This window comes from Novosphingobium olei, from assembly GCF_037076535.1.
In the GTDB taxonomy this organism is placed as follows: Bacteria; Pseudomonadota; Alphaproteobacteria; order Sphingomonadales; family Sphingomonadaceae; genus Novosphingobium; species Novosphingobium olei.
This window is the reverse complement of the sequence record NZ_AP029021.1, coordinates 3,348,183-3,365,259: the sequence shown is the minus strand read 5'-3', so window position 1 is coordinate 3,365,259 and position 17,077 is coordinate 3,348,183. Positions and strand designations below refer to the sequence as shown.

Here is a 17,077-nt window from a genome sequence, read left to right as displayed (position 1 = left end):
TAGGGGTCTCCTCATGTGCTGGAGGCCCCGGTCGCGTGTTTAGACCTTGGGGCAGGGCCGATAGGTATGCCTTGATCGAGCGCGATCGCAAATCGCTCTGGTGGGACCTTTTTGCAGCAAGTTGTCTTCTCAGCTCGACAAGGAACGAGCGATGGCGCCATCACACTCCAGCCGCCAGACGAGCCCGCTCGGCTCGTAATTCATCGACACATCCGCCTTCAGGCTCCGCATGGGGATGTGCCGGATCAGCGTGGTGCCAAATCCCGACCCTTCGGGCGCGCTATCGACGGCTGGTCCGCCGGTTTCCCGCCATTCGATCCAGAGCCGATCATTGTCGGTCCGCTCCCACGATAGCCAGACTTCGCCGCCCAGCTGCGACAAGGCGCCGTATTTCAGAGCGTTCGTGGCAAGTTCGTGCAGCGCCATGCCGATAATTTCCGCGCTGCGCGGGGAAAGGTCGAAGTCGGCTCCGCATGTCTTCACGAAGCTGCGGCTCTCGCGCCCAAGGATCGCCAATTGGGCGTCCACTAGATCGGCAATAGGGATCGTTGCCCAACCACGTTTGACCAGAAGGTCCTGATTTGCCGAAAGCGAGGCAAGGCGGTTCTCAAACCGCTCCAGAAACGTGCCGTCTCCGGCACCCGACCGCCTGGCGAGCGCCTGAACGACTGACAGCATGTTCTTGGAGCGGTGATTGACCTCCATCAGCAGGACACGGATCTGCTCTTCCTTCTCGAGCATCTCCGTCACGTCGGTGTTCGTGCCAAACCAGTTGACGATGTCGCCATTGTTGTCGTGGATCGGCTTTGCTCGAGAGAGAAACCAGCGGAATTGGCCATCGGCGCCGCGCAGCGGGAAGGTGTCTTCCCAAGTCTTGCCCAGGCCGATGCAGGTGCTGAAATGTTCGCGCACGCGCCCAACGTGATCAGGGTGGTGCACGGCAGTCCAGCCCCAGCCCTTCATCTGCTGGAATGTGGTGCCAGTGTAATCGTACCAGCGGCGATTATACCAGATCAGGCTTCCATCGGGTTCGGCGATCCATGCCAGCTGCGAGATATTGTCCGCAAGCATGCGGAACTTGAGTTCGCTTTCGTCGCGCGCGGCTTCGACCCGGTGCCGATCGGTCACGTCGCGCGCGATCTTGCTGGCGCCAATGATCTGCCCATCGGGTGCCAGGATGGGCGAAACCGTCAATGAAACTTCGAGCACCGTGCCATCCTTGCGCATGCGGATCGTCTCGAAGCTGCGGACCCGCTCGCCGCGAGCGATCCGTGCCAGAATGTCGTTCTCTTCTCCCTCGCGATCCGGAGGAATAATTCTGCGGATGGACTGCCCGATCATCTCGTCTTCGGCCCAGCCAAAGATGATGGTTGCAGCCGGATTCCAGCTGATGACGGTTCCATCCAGCTGCATGCTGATGATGGCGTCGTCGGAAGACTGGACGATCGCCGAAAGATGAGCTTCCGCCAGCAATGCGCGTGCTCCAATCAACCCCGCCCGCACGCAGTCTACGCTGCGGCGGGGGCGATGCAATGTTTTAAATAATACTTATTTGCCAGATTGTTAAAGCCCAACGGCAGCGAGCGCCTGATCCAGGTCCGCGATCACATCTTCGGGATCTTCAAGCCCGACGTTGAGCCGCAGCATGCCTTCGCCCACGCCCATGTCAGCACGGGTTTCGGCCCCCACGCCATGGTGCGTGCTCGAGGCCGGATGGCACATCAGCGAACGCGAATCCCCGATATTGTTCGAGATATCAACGAGCTGCAACGCATCGAGAAGTGCGTGAGCCTGCTTGCGACCACCGTCGAGTTCGATGGACAGGATTCCGCCGCCAGCCTTCATCTGCTTCTTGGCCAGTGCAAACTGCGGATGGCTTTCGAGGAAGGGGTAGAGGACGCGCGGCACGCGAGCCTCGAGGAAAGTCGCCACTTTCAGCGCATTCTCGCTCTGGCGGTGGATGCGCAGATCCAGTGTTTCGAGCCCCTTGAGCACGACCCAAGCGTTGAACGGCGCGCAGTTTGGGCCCGTGTTGCGCTGGAACGGCAGCAGCACGTTGTCGATGAAGTCCTGCGAACCGCAGACCGCCCCGGCGAGAACGCGGCCCTGGCCGTCCATCATCTTGGTCGCCGAGTAGGCTACGACGTCTGCGCCGAAGTCGAGCGGGCGTTGCAGCGCGCTGGTGGCAAAGGCGTTGTCGACCAAGGTGATGATACCGTGCTTGCGGGCAAGCGCGCAGACGAATTCGAGATCCACCACATCCATTGTGGGGTTGGCCGGGCTTTCAAAGAAGAACACCTTGGTGTTCGGCTTGATCGCAGCTTCCCAGGCAGCGTTGTCGCTCGCGTGGATGGTTGTTCCCGAAATGCCGAAGCGGGGCAGCAGGTTGTCGACGAGCCAGCGGCACGAGCCGAACGCAGCCTTGGCGGCCACAACATGGTCACCGGCGGAAAGCTGGCAGAGGAGCGCGGTGGTCATCGCCGCCATGCCGCTCGCCTGCGCACGGCATGCTTCCGCCCCTTCGAGGATGGCGATCCGCTCTTCGAGCATTTGCACGGTCGGATTTTGCAGGCGGGAGTAGGTCATCCCGTCCTCTTCACCTGCAAACCGCGCGGCGACGGTGGCAGCATCGTCATATGTGTAGCCAGACGTCAGGAACAGCGCCTCGCTCGTTTCGCCCATCTCCGAACGCCACGTTCCTGCGCGTATCGCCTGGGTTGCGGGACGCCAACTGGCGGTGATCGATCTGTCCTGACCTGTGGTGCGCTTCATGATCTGTGCCTTAGTTTCGCGCGACCCCGCGCGCAAGCGCGCGAGAACCTGACGCCAAGCGGGCGGGATTGCGCCGTGGTACGGTCATCGCCTATCTGCCCAACAACATGACGGTTTCCCCCAAATCGGCGCAGCAGCGCGATCCCCTGCCGTGGCTTCTGGCGATCACCGTGGCCTTTTTCGCGCTGGCGCTGCATCGCATCGCGATTCCGTCCAAGACAATGTTCGATGAAATTCACTACCTCCCGGCGGCTCGACGCCTGATCGACCTGACGCGCAGGTACAATCCGGAACATCCGCTGCTGGCCAAGGAAATGATTTCGCTTGGTATCCGTGCCTTTGGCGACAATGCCTTTGGCTGGCGCTTCCCGAACGCTGTGCTGGGCACCATCGGCCTGTTTGCAGCGACGCGCGCGATGTGGTGGGCGAGCCGGTCGCGTAGTGCGACAATTCTGTTCGCGATCCTTCTGGCAACAAACTTCATCTGGTTCATCCTCAGCCGTATCGCGATGCTGGACATGACGATGCTGGCGATGATGGCGCTGGCATTCTGGCAGTGGGCGCTCGCGTTTCGAAATGACCAGCGCACGAATGGACGGCTTCATCTGATCCTGTGCGGCGTTTTCCTTGGCCTTTCTCTCGGGGCCAAGTGGAACGGCGCGCCCTTGCTTGTTGCGCCGGGCTTGCTGTTCGCCTGGGAGCGCTGGCAGGCGCTGAAGGGATCTGAGCGCCGGTATTTTCTAACGGCCCCAAAGGCGGGACCGGTGTTCGGCGTTTCGTTGCTTGAGGCGGGGCTTTGGCTCGGCCTGCTTCCTGCTGTCGTGTACCTGGCGACCTTCGCGCCCGCGTTCTTCTACAAGGTGCAGCCCTTGACGCTGGGGGGTCTGATCCCGTGGCAGGGTTATATGCTGCAGCTTCAGGACAGCGTGGTGAAGCCGCACACCTACATGAGCCGGTGGTGGCAATGGGTGTTCAATATTCGGCCGATCTGGTTTCTTTACGAAAACGTCGACGGCGCGCAGCGTGGCGTGCTGATGCTGGGTAATCCGTTCACGATGCTCGCCGGATTGCCTGCGCTGGCATTCTGCGCCTGGGATGGAATGCGCGGCGATCGCCTGCGGCGCGGCATCGTCCTGCTATACATACTTGCGTTGGTGTTCTGGGCGCTGAACGGCAAGCCCGTACAATTCTATTATCACTATGCCTTGGCCAGCGTGTTCCTGGTCGCTGCGCTGTCCATTGTGCTGGCAGAGTGGTGGGAAGCGGGCCGACGGTGGCCGGCCTACCTCGGGGCCGGCCTCGCGTTCGCACTTTTTATAGGCTTCTACCCGATCCTGTCCGCCGGAGCCCTTCCGCGCGCCAACTCATATGTCGACTACGCCTGGTTGAAGAGCTGGCGATAGGTCATCGGAAGGGGAAGATCATCAACCGTACTTGCCCCAGACGAACTTGCTGGAAAGTGCGAAGTTCCAGACCGACCCGAGCACGATGCCGATGATCACGGCAACGAAATCGTGGAAACCCATTGCCTTCAGTGCTGCGGCGGATCCGACATTCGTCAGAAGCCCGAGCGAGCACGTCATGGCGAACTTGGCCCAGCCGCGCATGAGTGGAGCAAAGCCGCGCAAGCGCTTGTCCGAATAGGTCAGCTCGTTGTTGAGCACGAAATTGAAGGTCATCGCCACGATGGCGGCAAGGGTATTAGCGATGTTGAACGTGGTCTCGCCGGACCAGTGACCATAAACGAACCTCTCGCCCAGCAGAACGCGCAGGAGCAGGTAGAGCATGCCCATCTGGACGGCGACGCCCAGTGCGCCGACCGTGCCGAAAAGGGCAAACCGGGTGGGAATGATCCGGCCAAGCCACTTGTCGTAAAGGCCGATCAGGAATTCGAAGACGACGGTGCGATCGAGCTTAGACTCGCCTTCCATTCGTGCAGCGAAGTTGAGCGGGAATTCCTTCACGCGCAGCGGCGCATCGACGGTGGCGAGAATATCGAGAAGGATCTTGAAGCCCACACCCGAAAGGCGGTGTGCGTCCGCGCGCAACGTCTCGGCGCGCAGCATGAAGAAGCCGCTCATCGGGTCAGACAGCTGGACACCGGTGACCCGTCGTGCAAGCCGATTGGCCATGCCCGACGCCTTGACCCGATCGGGGCGGCCCCAAGCTTCGGTGCTGGCGCCCTCTGCAAAGCGGCTCGCATAGGCGACGTCCCAATCACCGCCGGTGACGGCGGCAAGCATCTCGGGCAGCAGCTTGGGATCGTGCTGTCCGTCGGCGTCCATCACCGCCACCACGGGCGCCGCCGTCGCGCACATGCCCTCGATGGCGGCAGACGCGAGGCCACGGCGACCAATGCGCTCGATAACGCGGATGCGGGGATCAGTCAGCGACAAGCGCCGTGCCTCGTCCGCGGTGCCATCGGGGCTGTGATCGTCGACGAAGATCGCTTCCCAGACAATGCCGGCGAGCGCGGAATCGAGGCGTTCGACCATGAGCGCGATGTTCTTGCGCTCGTTGTAGGTCGGCAAAATGACGGCGAGTTGCAGCATGACGCGCGCGCTTACAGGCGTTCGAGCACCGCGTCACCAATTTCCGTCGTTCCGGCCGAACCGCCGAGGTCCCGTCCCAGGACGCCGTCTTCGAGCGCCTTGCCGACAGCAGTCTCGATTCGGTCTGCCTCCGCTGACTTGCCGAGCGAATGGCGCAGCAACATAGCCGCAGAGAGGATGGTAGCCATCGGGTTGGCGAAGCCCTTGCCGGCGATGTCCGGGGCAGATCCGTGGATCGGCTCGTACAAGCCGAAAGTTCCGTGAGCCGTCTGCCGTTCGCCGAGGGATGCCGAGGCGAGCATGCCGATCGAACCGACGCACATGCTTGCTTGGTCCGAAAGAATATCGCCGAAGAGGTTGCCAGTCACAACCACGTCAAACTGTCCGGGATTGCGCACCAGCTGCATCGCGGCGTTGTCGACATACATGTGCGTCAGCGTCACATCCGGATAGTCCGCGGCCGTTTCGATCACGACATCGCGCCAAAGCTGGCTCGTCTCGAGGACATTGGCCTTGTCGACCGAGCAGAGACGCTTGCCTCGACCCTGTGCGGCGCGGAAGGCGACGTGGGCGATCCGGCGCACTTCGCTTTCGCTGTAGGACATGATGTCATAGCCTTCGCGCGAACCGTCCGGCGCGGTGCGAAAGCCCTTCTCGCCAAAATAGACGTCGCCGTTGAGTTCGCGCACGATCAGCAGGTCGATTGCCGAGGCCACTTCGGGCCGAAGCGCGGAGTGGTCTTCCAGTCCCTTGAACACCTTTGCCGGTCGCAGATTGGCGAAAAGGGTCAGCTCCTTGCGCAGGCCCAGGATGGCCTGCTCCGGCCGCAAGTGACGTTCAAGCGCGTCACAGTCTGGATCCCCTACGGCGCCGAACAGGATGCCATCCGAATCCCGTGCAATGTCGAGCGTGGCCGAAGGAAGCGGGTGACCATGCGCCTTGTAGGCAGCGCCCCCGACAGGAGCTTCCTGAAGCGAAATGCCAAGGTCCAACGCTTCGATCACCCGAACCGCTTCCCGCGTGACTTCGGGACCGATGCCGTCGCCTGGCAGAACCGCAACCTTCATGGAAAAACCCCTCGCTAGCGCTCGATGCGCCTCAGGCGATCGAGCAGAATCGTGCGCAGCCCCATAACATCGCCGGTTCGATCGGCAAGAAGCCGGTTCCCGATCGCCCTGCCTTGTCGATCAAGCCGCTCGATTAGTTGAGACCACGATTCTTCTGTCGGCGGCATGCCGGCAAGGCCGTACCCGACCTCGCGCAGGAGCAGGGCTTCATACCCAACGAGAGCGCGGGCCCAGCCCCGTGCCGAGGGAGCATGGCAAATCGCATCGAGCAACGCGGCAAGCGCTTCATACAACGCAGCATAAGGGTGCCCCTCGGGCAGGGCGGCAGCGGTTAGGGCGGTGGCCCAGCTGATCCCGCCGCTCGCCAGCGGTTCGCCTAGCCAGGGGCCGCGGCTCGTGACAAGCTCGAGCCGCGCTGTTGGAAGTTGGCTGGCCGCTCTGGTTCGTATCTCGACATCGACGATATTTCCGGGGATCAGCACCGGGCGCAGGTCTCGTCCCTTCGCGCCGGGTATATATGCCGCCTGCAAGCCTTGCTCGGAGGTAAGAAGCCGTACAATTGCCCCATGCTCGCCATGCGCGCGCACCGAACACAAGATCGCAAGGGCGCGAAGGTTCATTGCACCGCTGTGCGTTTGATCGGGAACGGTGGCAAGCCCGACAATTTATGTCTTTGGAACGCGGGGCCTTGTGGAGTAGTTTGGCAGCCATGAAACAGCTTTTCCAGCATGCCGCGGTGACGGAAGGGGTAATCGTGCGGGTCGCGGTAAACTTCCTTCCCGAGCAGTCGCGCGTCGATGCGGGAAAGTGGTTCTGGGTTTACCACATCCGTATCGAGAATGATGGCGACCAACCGATCCAGCTGTTGACCCGGCATTGGCGCATCACCGATGGGCGCGGTCTCGTCAACTTCGTCGATGGGGACGGCGTGGTGGGTGAGCAGCCCTTGCTTCGCCCGGGACAATCGCACGACTATGTGTCCGGTTGCCCGCTCGGCACGCCGCAGGGCAGCATGCAGGGCCATTACACGATGCAGCGTGCCGATGGGACATTGCTGGAAGTCGCCATTCCGTTCTTTCCGCTGGCAGCTCCGGCTACGGCCAGTTGATCGTGCTGCAACGGACCTGCGCCTGACGGATTGACAAGCACGGCGCGGCACCGGAAGGGAGGCGCCATGAAGCGGACGCATCTGCCTCTCAATGGCCTTCGCGTGCTCGATGCAGCAGCGCGTCATCTGTCGTTCACCCGCGCCGCGGACGAGCTTGCCGTGACGCCCGCAGCCGTAGGACAGCAGATCCGAGCCTTGGAGGACCTTCTTGGGGTGGTGCTTTTTCGGCGCACATCCAAGGGGCTTGAGCTGACCGACGAAGCCGCAGCCGGCCTCGACGCCATTCGGGAGGGCTTCCTGCGCTTCGAAGAGGGCGTGCAGGCGATGCAGGCTGGGCAATCCAGCCACGTCTACACGATCGCTTGCCCACGGGATTTCTTTGCAGCGTGGCTTTCGCCGCGCCTCGCTGCGTTCCGTGTCGAACACCCGCAACTGCGTTTCTTCCTCGTCGGCGGGGATGGAGACGTCGATTTCACGGAAGCCAATCTGGATCTGGCGGTGCGCTGGGCAGAGGGGCCGGGGGAACTCGAGGGTATACCCTTGGGAGTCTCCGACACGGTTGTCGTCAGCGCGCATGACGCTTCAGCCGACGCGCCCTGGATCGGCTGGCCGGGTGATCCCGCACCGGACGGCGAAGCGCGTGATGTCCAGTTCTCGGTCGGTGACGCCGGCACCGCGATAAGCGCGGCCGCTGCGGGCCTTGGGCGCGCTCGTGTTCCTTTGCTACTTGCCCAGGGAGCAATCGACTCGGGTCGGGTTGTTGCGACAGGCCATTCGGAAGCCAGCCGCAAGGGGTACTGGCTTGTCGCACCCCTGCCACAATGGCGGCAAAAGAAGGTCAAAGCCCTTATCGAAGCTTTGTCAGCCGCTTGATCCACCCGATCCCTGCGACAAATTGAAGTCAATTCTTGACTTGCCGTTAACCTAGATGGTCCTAATCACGCCATATGGACGAGGCGTATAAGGAGAAGGAGGCAAGCCGGAGGCAGTCCGTGGCTGCGGCTCGGCGCGTTGATTTGCGCCGTCTTCTGAACCGTCTGCGCATTTCTTTTCGTCAGCACCAGGGAGACGCGTTCACGCGTGCCTACGCGTTGTCGCTGTCTCGCCGGTTACCACTGCTGTACTTGGTGGTGGTCATCGATCTGGCGCTTCTAGCTTGGCGATTCTACGATCGTGCCCCGCTAGTGCTGACCGCGTTCGGGCCAGCGCTTGGTGTGTTTGGCGCGTCGCGGGCAATCTATTGGATGCCGAACCGCGTCGGCCGCCGCACAATCGAGCAGCTCCGCCACGACTTGGCCCGCATGGGGCGGATCGGCGGCTTCGCTGGTCTTCTGTTTGTAGGATGGGGGCTTTCGCTCTATCCCTACGGAGACAGCAACGCCCGAAGCCTGATTCACTACCTGCTTGCGGTCACGACCATATCGGGTGTCCTCGGCCTCGCCCATGCGCCGCAGACCGCGCTGCGAATCGCACTTTCGATCGTTGTGCCAAGCAGCCTGTTCTTCCTGCTCGCCGGGCACCCCAACGCTGTCTATGTTTCGTTGGTGCAGGTCATGGTGACGGTCATCCTGCTTTCCGTGACCTACGGCCACCATCGTGATTTCGTCCGGCTTGAACTGTCGCGCCAACAACTCATGCGCCGCGAACGCCAGACGGCGGCGCTCGCCAGCGAGGCTCATATGCTGGCGACAATCGATCCGCTGACGGGCGGCCTCAATCGCCGTGCCATTCTCGATCGACTTGACCGGGAAGCGTCTCATTCAAAGTCCGGCGAGGCCAGGCCTTGGCTTGCCCTGATTGACCTGGATGGCTTCAAGCACGTCAACGATACGTACGGCCACGCTGCTGGCGATGAGGCGTTGAAGACGATTTCGCGGCGTATCGGCGAACTGCCGTTCATCCTCGCTCATGGACGTCTAGGCGGTGACGAGTTCGCCGTGATCTTCGATTCCGGACTCGAAGGGCCGGATGTCGCAGAGGCAGCTTGCGGCCTCGTGGGCACGATACGGACCGAGATTCCGCACAATGGCGCAAGTCTTCGCCTTAGCGCATCGGTTGGCCTTCATCGTCTGAGCCATGAAGGGGTCAGCGGTGCGCTAGAGCGGGCAGATGCCGCGCTCTACAAGGCGAAGGATCGTGGAGACGGTTCCGTCATGCTGTTCGGGCCTGAGGATGAAGCGGCCTTGCAGGCAAGGATCGATGCAACGCGCAGGTTCAACGACTGCGCGCTCGAGGACCGGCTGAAGTTGCTTTACCAGCCGATCTTCGACGTGCCGGATGGACGCATCGTCGCGGTTGAGGCTTTCGCGCGTTGGTCGCCAGATGGTGTGACATGGCAAAGCCCCGCCACTTTCCTGGCGATTGCCGAAGCGACGCGGCGAACCGGGGAGCTGACCCGGCTTGTGCTGGCGCGCGCTCTCGAGGAATGCCGCCCGGCGGAGACGGGGGTCGGCATATCGGTCAACCTCTCCCCGCGCGATGTCGTGCGCGAAGGCGTTGCTGCGAACATCGCCGCGATCGTCAGGAACGCGGGTGCGTCACCGCAAAGTGTAACGCTGGAGGTTACCGAGCGGGCGATTCTGGCGGATCCGCGGCGTGCAGCCTTGCAGTTGCGTGCGTTTCGCGATTTCGGCTTCCGCATCGCGCTGGATGACTTTGGGGCGGGTTGGTCCAGCCTTTCGCAGCTGCGCGATCTTCCGCTCGACATGGTGAAGCTCGACCGTGCTCTCACGGCGGCGTTGCCTTCCGATCCTGGCGCGTGTGCCATTGTCGGAATGATCGTGTCATTGTCCTGGCAACTGGGAATAGACTGCATTCTCGAGAGCGTAGAGAGCGAAGAGCAAGTCGCTGCCGCTCGCGCGCTCGGCATTCGGCTGATGCAGGGGTATCATTTCGGTCGCCCGGCCACGATTTCCGAAGCGTTGGCGGTTACCCGGCGCGAGGTGGCCTGAACGGACCCGGCTTGGTCAATGGAAGTCGATGACCGTCTCGCGTGGAGAGCCGGTTGGAAGTACGCGCCGGAACAGTCGCCCGTGCTCGCTCCACAGCACCAGAACCAAAGACAACGAGCCTCCCACAAGCAGGGACAGGGCCAGCGGCACAGCGGTTCCGTCGTAGGCTTGCCCGACCAGCATGCCGACGAATGAGGCGATCGCCATGCGCAAGAAGGCCTGAACTGAGCTGGCCGCGCCAGCCATGTCGGCGAAGGGCTGAAGGGCGATCGAACTGAAGTTTGCCCCGATGAAGCCCATCAGGCAGACGTTCAGAGCCATCACGGGCAGGAACTGCCAAAGAGTTTCGTCAGGTTGAAGCGCCAGCCAGACCTGCAGACTGGCCGTGACGATGAACGCCAGAAGCGCTGTGTGGGAGACCCGCCGTGCGCCAAACCGTTCGACAATTCGCGAATTGGAGAAGTTTGCAAACGCCAGGGCAGTGCCGGTGATGCCGAAGCAGATTGGCATCATATCCCCCGCGCCGAAGTGCTCGCCGACGAGTTGCTGGACCGAATTGACGTAGCCGAACATGCCAGCCAGCACGAGGCTGGATCCGAGCACGTATCCGATTGAAGCCCGCGTGGTCGCAGCGCGGCTCATATTGGCAGCAATAGTCCTGGGCTGGATCGGTTGGCGGAACTCGCTGTGAAGCGTTTCCTCAAGCCGCAGCCACACCCACACACCCATAATGCTCGACAGCACTGCCAGTGTCGCAAAGATGAAGCGCCAACCTGCAAACAGCAGAATGGTCTGACCCAGCAACGGTGCAAGGATCGGCACGATCATGAAGACCATCGAGACGGTAGACAGCATGCGCGCCATGCGATCTCCATCGTGCCGGTCGCGGATGATCGCACTCGGAACGACGGTAAGGCCGGCGCATGCAAAGCCGTGAAGCACGCGCAATACCAATAGCGCTGTAAAATCCGTGACCAGAGCGCAAGCCACGGAGAGCACGACATAGATGGCCAGGCAGACAAGCGCCACAGCCCGGCGTCCGAATCGATCGGCCAGTGCTCCGGGCACAAGAGACCCGATCCCCGTCGAAAGAAGATAGCTGCCGACAATCAACTGCCGGCGATTTGGATCGCTTACGTGGAGATCGGCGGCAATCTGGCCAAGCGAAGGCAACATCGTATCGATGGCGAGCGCCTGCAGAGCCATCATCATGGCCATCATGGCGATGAATTCGCGATAGCCCATCGCGCTTCTTGCCGAGGCTCCATTGTGATTCTGCATGAGCATTGGCCAGGCCTTAATCAGCGAACTCTCGCCAAGCCAAGCCCTTATGCTGCACCGCGACCTGCTGTATGTAAGCGCATGGCCGAAGTTAGCGATGGCGATATCGGTGATTCCCAGCGCGAGGCAGAGGCCAGCGGACTGCGCAAGATCATCCACGTGGACATGGATGCATTCTACGCCAGTGTCGAGCAACGCGATGATCCGTCATTGAGAGGCAAGCCCGTCGCGGTGGGGGGATCGTCTGGCCGTGGAGTGGTTGCGGCCGCAAGCTATGAGGCGCGGAAGTTCGGCGTCCGCTCGGCCATGCCCTCGGTTCGCGCAGTTCGCCTTTGTCCGGACCTGATATTCTGCAAGCCGCGATTCGATGTCTACCGCGCCGTCAGCCAGCAGATCCGTTCGATTTTTCTCGATTACACGCCGCACGTCGAACCACTCTCGCTGGACGAAGCTTATCTGGACGTGACGGAAGACCTGAAGGGCGTCGGGTCGGCGACGAGGATAGCCGAACTCATTCGAGCGCGGATCCGCACGGACACCGGCCTTACTGCCAGCGCTGGTGTCTCCTACAACAAGTTCCTGGCGAAACTGGCCAGCGATCAGAACAAGCCGGACGGCCTATGCGTCATCAGGCCGGGAGAGGGCGCTGCGTTCGCTGCGGCGCTTCCTGTCAAACGCTTTCACGGAGTGGGCCCGCGTGGAGCCGAAAAGATGGAGCGCCTGGGGATCCAGACTGGTGCCGACCTGCTGGCATTCGATTTAGCCACGCTGCGCGGTCATTTCGGCAGCTTTGCCGATTATCTCTATCGCGCCGCGCGAGGGATCGACTTGCGGACTGTGCGCGCGGACCGTCCACGCAAGTCTGTGGGCGGAGAAAGGACGTTCGACCGCGATCTGTCGTCGGGGACCGTGCTCCGAGAAACGCTCGAGACAATCATCGATATCGTCTGGGATCGCATCGAACGCAGCGGGGCGCGGGGGCGGACAGTCACGCTCAAGGTCAAGTTCGTCGACTTTCAATCGATGACCCGTGCACGTTCGGCCGCGCATGCAGTGGCCGAAAAGGCTGAGTTTGCGCAGATGGCTCGCGCCATATTGGACTCGATGTTGCCACTGCCCCAGCCGATCCGGCTGATGGGGCTGACACTCTCCGCATTGGAGGGAGCGGAAGATGCGGATGAGGTTGGCGGATCGGCAGCAGCGCCAGTTCCGAGCTCGCCTCAGGCTGAGCTTCCGTTCTGATCCGAACGCCAAGCGTGCCACATACCGATATAGTGGAGTGGCCCTTCACAAGTGCGTTCAGGCAGAGCATCGAGCGCAAAGAATCGCGCCTCCTTCAATTCTCTGTCATCAATCTGTGGGGCATCGGCTGTGGTCCCGGCGACGAGCTCCGTCACATTGGTCCACCCCTGCGCTGTCAGATTCGGGTGCGTGCCGAACCATATGGCATTCTCGAGCACGCAGCCGGTTTCCTCCTGCAGCTCGCGCCTTGCGGCCTGTTCAGGATCCTGACCGCGCCCTATCCCTCCACCCGGCAGCATCCACCAGTCGGGCCGATGGTAGCTGTGCCGGACGAGGAGTACCCGGCCAGCCGAATCGAACACGAGCACGCTGGCCCCGCGAACTCTGAGCTTGAGCATCCCCCATATCCGCAGACGCAGCGGCTGTGCCATGCGCAGGAGCAGCCTGTGTAGCGGTGCGGGAAGGCGAGAGAGCATGGGCAACCCTGTGCTGTACGCGGGCTCGACACAAGTCTGTGCCGGCACGAAACATCATGGTTTTCGATTGGTTAACGTCCTCGACGCGCAGCGTGCGCCCGCACAAGGTCTTGTCATGCTCATCACGTCGCTCCTTGCCGCCACGATCATCGTTTCGTCGCCCGCCCAGCCCAAGCAGCGCGCCGAGGCCCGGCCCTCCGACGAGCAGGCCCTGCGCTGCGCTGCCTCCAACGAGGTTCTGGCTGCAATGCTCGAGACCTCTGCAGACGCGAGTTCGGCCGATCGCGAAGACGCAGCGTTGTTCCGTTCACGCGCACGCAACTGGCTGGCACGAACGTCCCAGCCCTCGTTCGCGGCTCGCTTCGAAAGCGCAACCGAGGCGTTGGCACGGCAGATTGTCAGCAGCGCCAGTCCCGCAGATGCGCAGGCTCTGCTCGAGAAGCGGCTTGGCGAATGTTTTGAGCCGGACACAGTTTCGCGCTCCTGACGGGCTGCAAGCATAAGCCAGCGTTTGTAATTCCGTTCCGCCCCGTTATGGCTTGAGGTGTGGAGGGGCGGTGCAGGTGTGCCGCCACGAGCGGGGAACAGGCAGCTTGGCGCAGGCGGCAAGCATCGTACGCGTTGTACGCACGATAAAGGTTGCGCGGCTTCGCCCGCCAGCCTTGCGCGATCTTCTGTGGTGGTTGCTGGTTTCACTAAATGCGCTGTTCGGCGCGATCCTCTTCTGGACCTTGATCACTCCGCTTTCGCCAGTCGGGCAATGGCGTCCGTCCGCGGTACGCATGCCTTCGCTGGCGGAACGGGCCGCACTTTTTGCAACCGTCGATCCATTCAATCGGACCACGAACGCTGCGGTCGGATCTGACACTGCTGCGGTGACAAGCCTTGCTCTGACGCTTTATGCGACACGCGCAATGCCGGGCGGAGGCGGTAGCGCGATTCTCGCTGGCAGCGACGGTGTGCAGACGGTGGTCCAAGTGGGAACCGAAGTGCAACCTGGGATCAAGCTAGTTGCGGTGGCCTTCGACCACGTAATCCTCACCCACAATGGTGCACGCGAAATGCTGTATCTCGACCAGTCTGGATCTGCTCCCACCGCGACTGCAGTGGTTGCGGCCAATCCGGTGAAGGCGACGGGCATGCAGCAGGCGGATGCTGCCGGCGCTCCGATCACGGTGCAGAGCGTGCGTAGCGGGATCGGCTTCGGTCCGCGCGCCGCCGGTGGCCGCGTCGTGGGCCTTGAAGTGATGCCACAAGGTGATGGCAATGTGTTCCGGACTGCGGGATTCCAACCCGGCGATCTGGTCACGGCGGTAAACGGTCAGCCTGTCCGGGGTGCTGGAGACACTGCCCTGCTGGTCGGCGCGCTGCAGCCCGGTTCGACAGTGACGATCACCGTTCAGCGCGGCGGCCGCCAGCTTCCCCTTGCGATCAAGCTCAGACAATGAACCTGCGACATTTCTTCATCGCCCTTTCGGCAAGCGCCTTGCTCGTCCCGGGCGTCGCGTGCGCGCAATACACCCTCAACGTACGTGAGGCGGACATTCGCGCCTTCATCGCAGATGCTGCCGAAGTCACCGGTCGTACTTTCATCGTCGACGCGCGCGTGCAGGGCAAGGTCAGCGTGGTCAGCGACCGGCCGCTATCGCGATCGGAGTATTTCGAGGTCTTCCTTTCGACCCTGCGGGCCAACAGCCTGGTCGCAGTGCCCACCGGCAATGGCGCTTTCCGGATTCAGCCGGTGGAGGGCGCGGCGAGCCAGCCGATGCGCATCGGCAGCCGTGGTGCCGCGCGGAACCAGATGGTGACCGAGATTGTCCGCCTGTCGACGATCGATGCACCGCAGGCGGTGGAGACGTTGCGACCACTCGTCAGCAAGGACGGTTCGATCACGGCCAACAAGGCTGGTAACTCGCTGGTGGTGGTCGATTACGCCGATAACATCGCGCGGATCCGCGCGCTTGTCCGTTCGATCGATCGCGATCAGTCATCGACACGCACGGTAATGCTCGATCACGCCGGTGCTCGCGAAATTGCCACCGCGCTGGCCCAGCTTGTTCCCGCGGGGGGCGAAGGGGGCAGGTCATTGGCGAGCGTGGTTGCTGTCGACAGTTCCAACGCACTGCTTCTGCGCGGGGATGCGGCCACCATTGGTCGCCTTGAAGCGATGGCCCGGCAGCTTGACGCCCGGGCCGCACATGGCGGCGAAATCAAGGTTCTGTGGCTCGACTATGCTGATGCGGCCGTGCTCGTTCCGGTCCTGGAGCGCCTGGTGGGTGGCACGGGCGGTAGTGAAGTCGCATCGGGCTCGCAGGCACCGGTGTCATTGGGCGGCGTCGGCGGATCCAGCACGTCGACGGGGGGAACGCAAGGTTCGACAACCCCCGCGGGTGGACAGGCTGCAGGCGCGCAAGGCGTGAACCCCACCGGTGGAACGACCGGCGGGCTGGGTTCCGGTCCGATCAAGCTGGAAGGTGGCCGCGGAACCGCGACGATCACCCGGTATCCCGGCGCGAACGCCGTGATCATCGCTGCGCCTGCGGATGAACAACGCCGACTGACCGAGCTGGTCCGCCAGCTCGACGTGCCGCAAGAACAGGTGCTGGTCGAGGCGATCATCGTCGAGATTTCGAACGACGTGGCAAGGCAACTGGGCGTTCAGATGCTGCTTGGTGGCAAGAACATGCCATTTGCGGTCACGAACTACTCGAACGTGTCGCCGAACATCATCGACATCGCCGGCGGACTTTACGCGGACAAGCTCGATTCCACCACCACGGTGATCAATGGGAGCACCGTTACCACCACGACCAATTCGACGACCGGTGATCTGCTTCGCCAGAACGCAGCCAATGCGATCCTGGGCGCGCAAGGCGGTTTCGGCGGGTTCGTGACCGATCTTGGCAAGGATGGCGTCCTGGGCGCACTGATCAACGCAGTTCAGTCCGACACGAATTCGAACATTCTCTCGACGCCGCACATAACGACCAACAATAACGTGCCCGCCTCGATCCTGTTCGGCAAGGAGATCCCGGTGGCCACCGGCGAGGCGCTGTCGAGTGCAAACTACAGCAACACTTTCCGGACCATCCAGCGCCAGAACGTGGGCATCGAACTCGACGTCACCCCGCAGATCAACGCTGGAAACCAGATCCGGCTGGACTTGCGCCAGCAGGTAAGTTCGATTGCGGGGCCGGTCTCGTCGTCCAACAGCGAACTGATCATCAACAAGCGCGAGATCAAGACGACAGTAACTGTCGGCGACCGTGAGATCGTCGTGCTTGGTGGTCTGCTTGACGACAATGAGCGCCGCACGATCGAGAAGGTTCCGTTGCTGGGCGATGTCCCTCTTCTGGGCGAACTGTTCAAGTCACGCGGCAAGAGCCACGTGAAGACCAACCTGATGGTCTTCATCCGCCCAACAATCATGCGCAATGGTGCGGACCGCGCGGCACTCACCGCCCGGCGGTACGGGGTGATCCGCAATGCCCAAAGCACCTTCGATCCCAAGCGCGAGCCCAACATCGATGAACTGATCGTCGACTACATGGGCGCTGCGCTGCCCGCCGTCCCGACATCTGCACCGGGGGATGCTGTCATTGCGCCCGGTGCGGGCAAGCCCTGACGC

15 protein-coding genes are annotated in these 17,077 nt (G+C 62.3%); 8 read left to right on the top strand and 7 right to left on the bottom strand.

The annotated features are described in order from the left end of the window. Window positions 1–129: 129 nt before the first annotated feature. Window positions 130–1,473: a PAS domain S-box protein gene (locus tag AACH40_RS15820; RefSeq protein ID WP_338643229.1), complete on the bottom strand. Its 1,344-nt coding sequence runs from the start codon at window positions 1,471–1,473 to the stop codon at window positions 130–132. Between the two features lie 90 nt (window positions 1,474–1,563). Further along, complete coding sequence (locus AACH40_RS15815) at window positions 1,564–2,772, bottom strand: trans-sulfuration enzyme family protein (protein ID WP_338643228.1); 1,209 nt, start codon at window positions 2,770–2,772, stop codon at window positions 1,564–1,566. Window positions 2,773–2,840: 68 nt separating this feature from the next. On the opposite strand from AACH40_RS15815, the gene AACH40_RS15810 reads away from it, so the two are divergent. Then, window positions 2,841–4,175, top strand: a complete 1,335-nt coding sequence (locus AACH40_RS15810) for a phospholipid carrier-dependent glycosyltransferase (protein WP_338643227.1) — start codon at window positions 2,841–2,843, stop codon at window positions 4,173–4,175. 21 nt (window positions 4,176–4,196) lie between these two features. Here the strand turns inward: AACH40_RS15810 and AACH40_RS15805 are convergent, their stop codons facing one another. From AACH40_RS15805 to AACH40_RS15795, 3 genes are read right to left on the bottom strand one after another with little or no spacing between them, the layout of a single operon-like run. After that, entirely contained in the window at window positions 4,197–5,324 is a 1,128-nt protein-coding gene (locus AACH40_RS15805) for a glycosyltransferase family 2 protein (protein WP_338643226.1), read from the bottom strand. An 11-nt stretch (window positions 5,325–5,335) separates the two neighbouring features. After that, window positions 5,336–6,391 (bottom strand): 3-isopropylmalate dehydrogenase, encoded by a 1,056-nt coding sequence (gene leuB / locus AACH40_RS15800; RefSeq protein ID WP_169491398.1) that lies wholly within the window; start codon window positions 6,389–6,391, stop codon window positions 5,336–5,338. 14 nt (window positions 6,392–6,405) lie between these two features. Continuing rightward, window positions 6,406–7,011 carry a recombination protein O N-terminal domain-containing protein gene (locus AACH40_RS15795; protein ID WP_169491399.1) on the bottom strand — a complete coding sequence of 202 codons (606 nt, stop codon included), beginning with the start codon at window positions 7,009–7,011 and terminating at the stop codon, window positions 6,406–6,408. A gap of 89 nt (window positions 7,012–7,100) precedes the next feature. Between AACH40_RS15795 and apaG the strand changes: the two genes are divergently transcribed. The 3 genes from apaG to AACH40_RS15780 all read left to right on the top strand — a co-directional run bounded on the left by apaG (window position 7,101) and on the right by AACH40_RS15780 (window position 10,450). After that, window positions 7,101–7,499: a Co2+/Mg2+ efflux protein ApaG gene (gene apaG, locus AACH40_RS15790; RefSeq protein WP_169491400.1), complete on the top strand. Its 399-nt coding sequence runs from the start codon at window positions 7,101–7,103 to the stop codon at window positions 7,497–7,499. Window positions 7,500–7,565: 66 nt separating this feature from the next. Next, window positions 7,566–8,372: a LysR family transcriptional regulator gene (locus AACH40_RS15785; protein ID WP_169491401.1), complete on the top strand. Its 807-nt coding sequence runs from the start codon at window positions 7,566–7,568 to the stop codon at window positions 8,370–8,372. A 119-nt stretch (window positions 8,373–8,491) separates the two neighbouring features. Beyond that, the gene (locus tag AACH40_RS15780; protein WP_338643224.1) at window positions 8,492–10,450 is read left to right on the top strand and encodes a putative bifunctional diguanylate cyclase/phosphodiesterase; all 1,959 of its coding nucleotides are present in this window, start codon (window positions 8,492–8,494) and stop codon (window positions 10,448–10,450) included. 15 nt (window positions 10,451–10,465) lie between these two features. Here the strand turns inward: AACH40_RS15780 and AACH40_RS15775 are convergent, their stop codons facing one another. After that, on the bottom strand, window positions 10,466–11,695 hold the full coding sequence (locus tag AACH40_RS15775) for a multidrug effflux MFS transporter (RefSeq protein WP_338643223.1): 1,230 nt from the start codon (window positions 11,693–11,695) through the stop codon (window positions 10,466–10,468). Window positions 11,696–11,812: 117 nt separating this feature from the next. On the opposite strand from AACH40_RS15775, the gene dinB reads away from it, so the two are divergent. Beyond that, window positions 11,813–12,973: a DNA polymerase IV gene (gene dinB, locus AACH40_RS15770; protein ID WP_338643222.1), complete on the top strand. Its 1,161-nt coding sequence runs from the start codon at window positions 11,813–11,815 to the stop codon at window positions 12,971–12,973. Here the strand turns inward: dinB and AACH40_RS15765 are convergent. Continuing rightward, the gene (locus AACH40_RS15765; protein ID WP_338643221.1) at window positions 12,952–13,404 is read right to left on the bottom strand and encodes an NUDIX domain-containing protein; all 453 of its coding nucleotides are present in this window, start codon (window positions 13,402–13,404) and stop codon (window positions 12,952–12,954) included. The genes dinB and AACH40_RS15765 overlap by 22 nt on opposite strands. Before the next feature lie 43 nt (window positions 13,405–13,447). Between AACH40_RS15765 and AACH40_RS15760 the strand changes: the two genes are divergently transcribed. The 3 genes from AACH40_RS15760 to gspD all read left to right on the top strand — a co-directional run bounded on the left by AACH40_RS15760 (window position 13,448) and on the right by gspD (window position 17,074). Continuing rightward, window positions 13,448–13,936, top strand: coding sequence for a hypothetical protein (locus AACH40_RS15760; protein WP_169491405.1), 489 nt, complete (start codon window positions 13,448–13,450; stop codon window positions 13,934–13,936). A 106-nt stretch (window positions 13,937–14,042) separates the two neighbouring features. Further along, a complete protein-coding gene (locus AACH40_RS15755; RefSeq protein WP_338643220.1) occupies window positions 14,043–14,897 on the top strand; it encodes a type II secretion system protein N in 855 nt (284 codons plus the stop codon). Further along, window positions 14,894–17,074 (top strand): type II secretion system secretin GspD, encoded by a 2,181-nt coding sequence (gene gspD / locus AACH40_RS15750; RefSeq protein ID WP_169491407.1) that lies wholly within the window; start codon window positions 14,894–14,896, stop codon window positions 17,072–17,074. Before AACH40_RS15755 ends, gspD begins: the two co-directional genes overlap by 4 nt. Window positions 17,075–17,077 lie beyond the last annotated feature (3 nt).

Bases quoted from the DNA above. Each gene is read 5' to 3' on its own strand.
- AACH40_RS15775 (WP_338643223.1), bottom strand. From the start codon at position 11,695: ATGGGCTATCGCGAATTCATCGCCATGATGGCCATGATGATGGCTCTG.
- AACH40_RS15785 (WP_169491401.1), top strand. From the start codon at position 7,566: ATGAAGCGGACGCATCTGCCTCTCAATGGCCTTCGCGTGCTCGATGCA.
- leuB (WP_169491398.1), bottom strand. From the start codon at position 6,391: ATGAAGGTTGCGGTTCTGCCAGGCGACGGCATCGGTCCCGAAGTCACG.
- gspD (WP_169491407.1), top strand. From the start codon at position 14,894: ATGAACCTGCGACATTTCTTCATCGCCCTTTCGGCAAGCGCCTTGCTC.
- AACH40_RS15815 (WP_338643228.1), bottom strand. From the start codon at position 2,772: ATGAAGCGCACCACAGGTCAGGACAGATCGATCACCGCCAGTTGGCGT.
- AACH40_RS15765 (WP_338643221.1), bottom strand. From the start codon at position 13,404: ATGGCACAGCCGCTGCGTCTGCGGATATGGGGGATGCTCAAGCTCAGA.
- AACH40_RS15795 (WP_169491399.1), bottom strand. From the start codon at position 7,011: ATGAACCTTCGCGCCCTTGCGATCTTGTGTTCGGTGCGCGCGCATGGC.
- dinB (WP_338643222.1), top strand. From the start codon at position 11,813: ATGGCCGAAGTTAGCGATGGCGATATCGGTGATTCCCAGCGCGAGGCA.
- apaG (WP_169491400.1), top strand. From the start codon at position 7,101: ATGAAACAGCTTTTCCAGCATGCCGCGGTGACGGAAGGGGTAATCGTG.
- AACH40_RS15760 (WP_169491405.1), top strand. From the start codon at position 13,448: ATGGGCAACCCTGTGCTGTACGCGGGCTCGACACAAGTCTGTGCCGGC.
- AACH40_RS15805 (WP_338643226.1), bottom strand. From the start codon at position 5,324: ATGCTGCAACTCGCCGTCATTTTGCCGACCTACAACGAGCGCAAGAAC.